Raw genomic sequence first — 1780 nt, 5'->3', positions numbered from 1 at the left:
TGAGAATGCCGGTATGAGTAGCGAAAGACAGGTGAGAATCCTGTCCACCGTATGACTAAGGTTTCCTGGGGAAGGCTCGTCCTCCCAGGGTTAGTCGGGACCTAAGCCGAGGCCGATAGGCGTAGGCGATGGACAACAGGTTGATATTCCTGTACCAGTAATTATTGTTTGAACAATGGAGGGACGCAGTAGGCTAAGAAATCCGTGCGATTGGAAGTGCACGGCCAAGCAATGAGTCTTAGGGTGAGTAAAATGCTTACTCTTATAAGGACAAGTTGTGATGGGGAGGGAAATTAAAGTACCGAAGTTTCTGATGTCACACTGCCAAGAAAAGCTTCTAGTTAGATGATTACTGCCCGTACCGCAAACCGACACAGGTAGTCGAGGCGAGTAGCCTAAGGTGAGCGAGCGAACTCTCGTTAAGGAACTCGGCAAAATGACCCCGTAACTTCGGGAGAAGGGGTGCTGATCGTAAGATCAGCCGCAGTGAATAGGCCCAAGCGACTGTTTATCAAAAACACAGGTCTCTGCAAAATCGAAAGATGACGTATAGGGGCTGACGCCTGCCCGGTGCTGGAAGGTTAAGAGGATGGGTTAGCTTCGGCGAAGCTCAGAATTGAAGCCCCAGTAAACGGCGGCCGTAACTATAACGGTCCTAAGGTAGCGAAATTCCTTGTCGGGTAAGTTCCGACCCGCACGAAAGGCGTAACGATTTGGGCACTGTCTCAACGAGAGACTCGGTGAAATTTTAGTACCTGTGAAGATGCAGGTTACCCGCGACAGGACGGAAAGACCCCATGGAGCTTTACTGTAGTTTGATATTGAATGTTTGTGACACATGTACAGGATAGGTAGGAGCCGTAGAGCTCGGTACGCTAGTATCGAAGGAGGCGTTGGTGGGATACTACCCTTGTGTTATGACCATTCTAACCCGCACCACTTAGCGTGGTGGGAGACAGTGTCAGATGGGCAGTTTGACTGGGGCGGTCGCCTCCTAAAAGGTAACGGAGGCGCTCAAAGGTTCCCTCAGAATGGTTGGAAATCATTCGTAGAGTGCAAAGGCATAAGGGAGCTTGACTGCGAGACCTACAAGTCGAGCAGGGTCGAAAGACGGACTTAGTGATCCGGTGGTTCCGCATGGAAGGGCCATCGCTCAACGGATAAAAGCTACCCTGGGGATAACAGGCTTATCTCCCCCAAGAGTCCACATCGACGGGGAGGTTTGGCACCTCGATGTCGGCTCGTCGCATCCTGGGGCTGTAGTCGGTCCCAAGGGTTGGGCTGTTCGCCCATTAAAGCGGCACGCGAGCTGGGTTCAGAACGTCGTGAGACAGTTCGGTCCCTATCCGTCGCGGGCGTAGGAAATTTGAGAGGAGCTGTCCTTAGTACGAGAGGACCGGGATGGACACACCGCTGGTGTACCAGTTGTTCTGCCAAGGGCATTGCTGGGTAGCTACGTGTGGACGGGATAAACGCTGAAAGCATCTAAGCGTGAAGCCCCCCTCAAGATGAGATTTCCCATTTCTTCGGAAAGTAAGACCCCTGAGAGACGATCAGGTAGATAGGCTAGAAGTGGAAGTACAGTGATGTATGGAGCGGACTAGTACTAATCGGTCGAGGACTTAACCAAGAATTTAAACGTAGGATCAAGGAATGTTTTGATTAGACTTTAACATCCAGTTTTGAGTGAGCAATTACTCAACTAAATAATATCTAAAAGTGTGGTGGCGATGGCAAGAAGGATACACCTGTTCCCATGCCGAACACAGAAGTTAAGCTT

2 rRNA genes are annotated in these 1780 nt (G+C 50.7%); both read left to right on the top strand.

The annotated features are described in order from the left end of the window. Positions 1-1630, top strand: a 23S ribosomal RNA gene (locus OL233_RS11255); the annotation flags it as partial. 90 nt (positions 1631-1720) lie between these two features. Next, positions 1721-1780, top strand: a 5S ribosomal RNA gene (gene rrf / locus OL233_RS11250); the annotation flags it as partial.

The sequence above is a fragment of the Vagococcus proximus genome (assembly GCF_029143285.1).
Classification (GTDB): Bacteria; Bacillota; Bacilli; order Lactobacillales; family Vagococcaceae; genus Vagococcus_D; species Vagococcus_D proximus.
Note: the sequence above shows the minus strand (reverse complement) of the source record. Positions and strands in the feature narration are given on the sequence as shown.